The organism is Actinospica durhamensis (assembly GCF_018139695.1).
Taxonomy (GTDB): domain Bacteria; phylum Actinomycetota; class Actinomycetes; order Streptomycetales; family Catenulisporaceae; genus Actinospica; species Actinospica durhamensis.
The window spans coordinates 1-1,608 of sequence record NZ_JAGSOG010000556.1 but is presented as its reverse complement, the minus strand read 5'-3'; the positions used below and the strand labels follow the sequence as shown (position 1 = coordinate 1,608).

General features: G+C 67.7%; 1 protein-coding gene and 1 pseudogene. Both read left to right on the top strand.

Annotated features, from left to right (window positions below; all coding sequences use genetic code 11):
- Window positions 1-612: hypothetical protein (locus KDL01_RS40985; RefSeq protein ID WP_212534120.1), on the top strand; the 612-nt coding region annotated here is incomplete at its 5' end.
- 162 nt (window positions 613-774) lie between these two features.
- Window positions 775-1,608 (top strand): annotated as a pseudogene (locus KDL01_RS40980) (hypothetical protein); the annotation flags it as partial.

Sequence of the window (1,608 nt, the reverse complement as noted above, 5' to 3'; positions counted from 1 at the left end):
CTGCCGACCGGTTGGCTTTCGCCTTCGCAGGTGCCGCTGGACGGCACGCTGCGGTGGACCGGTGGGGGTTCGTCGACGGTGCTGAGTGGGGTCGCTTTGATGTCGCAGAGTCCGATCCTGTACCCGTGCACGGACGCGGCCAATGGCTACCCGGCGTTCGCGAAGGATGTCGTGGGCTTCGCGATGAACAACTTCACGGCGACGAACGATGTCTCCGCGGCGGACTTCGACGGCACGCCGGGCGCCTCGCAGAAGTACGTCCGTTACAGCAGCACGTCTGCTGCGCAGGCTGCGTATGCGGCGCTGGAGAAGGACGTGGCGGCGTGCTCCACGCTCAAGGACATGACCGACGTGAACAACGTCCCGTCGACGCAGGTGACCACGACCACCGCGACGATCGCGAACGGGGTCGCGTACACCGTCATCCTGCGCACTGACCAGGGCAAGCCCGCCCAGGAGAACGGCAACTACAGCGGTGCCTCCGACTACCACGCCTACGTCGTGCGCAGCGGGAACCTCATCGACATCGTCTATCTCGCCGGCGGGGCAGTGGTCGACGACTCCAGCCACGACAGCGCCAGTCTCGAGACGATGATCATGGCGCTCGGCTGATCCCCGCCGTCTCTTCTCACGCTGCGCCCCCGGACCACGCGTCCGGGGGCGCAGTGCTTTGGTATTCGCCAAAGAATTTTCGACTTCTGACAACCGGGCCGCAAGCTCAGGCGTGACCTCTGTGTAAGCGCCCGACGGGGGCGCACCGGGGAGGGAACAGTCATGAAGAAGAACACCGCCACCGCCGTCCTGCTCTCCGCCGCCGTGCTCGGAGGCGCCGCCGCGTGCTCCGGCCACAGTTCGGCCGCCGGCGCGGGCGCCTCCGGAAGCTCCTCGCCGCAGACCGGAACCACCTCGCCGCAGACCGGAACCGCTGCGGCCTCGCCGACGGGTGCCCCGACCTCGAGCACCCCGACCACCGCGGCCGCTCCCACCAGCGGGCCGACAAACTCGAGCCCGACCCCGAACCCGACGTGGTCCGCTCTGCCGACCGGTTGGCTTTCGCCTTCGCAGGTGCCGCTGGACGGCACGCTGCGGTGGACCGGTGGGGGTTCGTCGACGGTGCTGAGTGGGGTCGCTTTGATGTCGCAGAGTCCGATCCTGTACCCGTGCACGGACGCGGCCAATGGCTACCCGGCGTTCGCGAAGGATGTCGTGGGCTTCGCGATGAACAACTTCACGGCGACGAACGATGTCTCCGCGGCGGACTTCGACGGCACGCCGGGCGCCTCGCAGAAGTACGTCCGTTACAGCAGCACGTCTGCTGCGCAGGCTGCGTATGCGGCGCTGGAGAAGGACGTGGCGGCGTGCTCCACGCTCAAGGACATGACCGACGTGAACAACGTCCCGTCGACGCAGGTGACCACGACCACCGCGACGATCGCGAACGGGGTCGCGTACACCGTCATCCTGCGCACTGACCAGGGCAAGCCCGCCCAGGAGAACGGCAACTACAGCGGTGCCTCCGACTACCACGCCTACGTCGTGCGCAGCGGGAACCTCATCGACATCGTCTATCTCGCCGGCGGGGCAGTGGTCGACGACTCCAGCCACGAC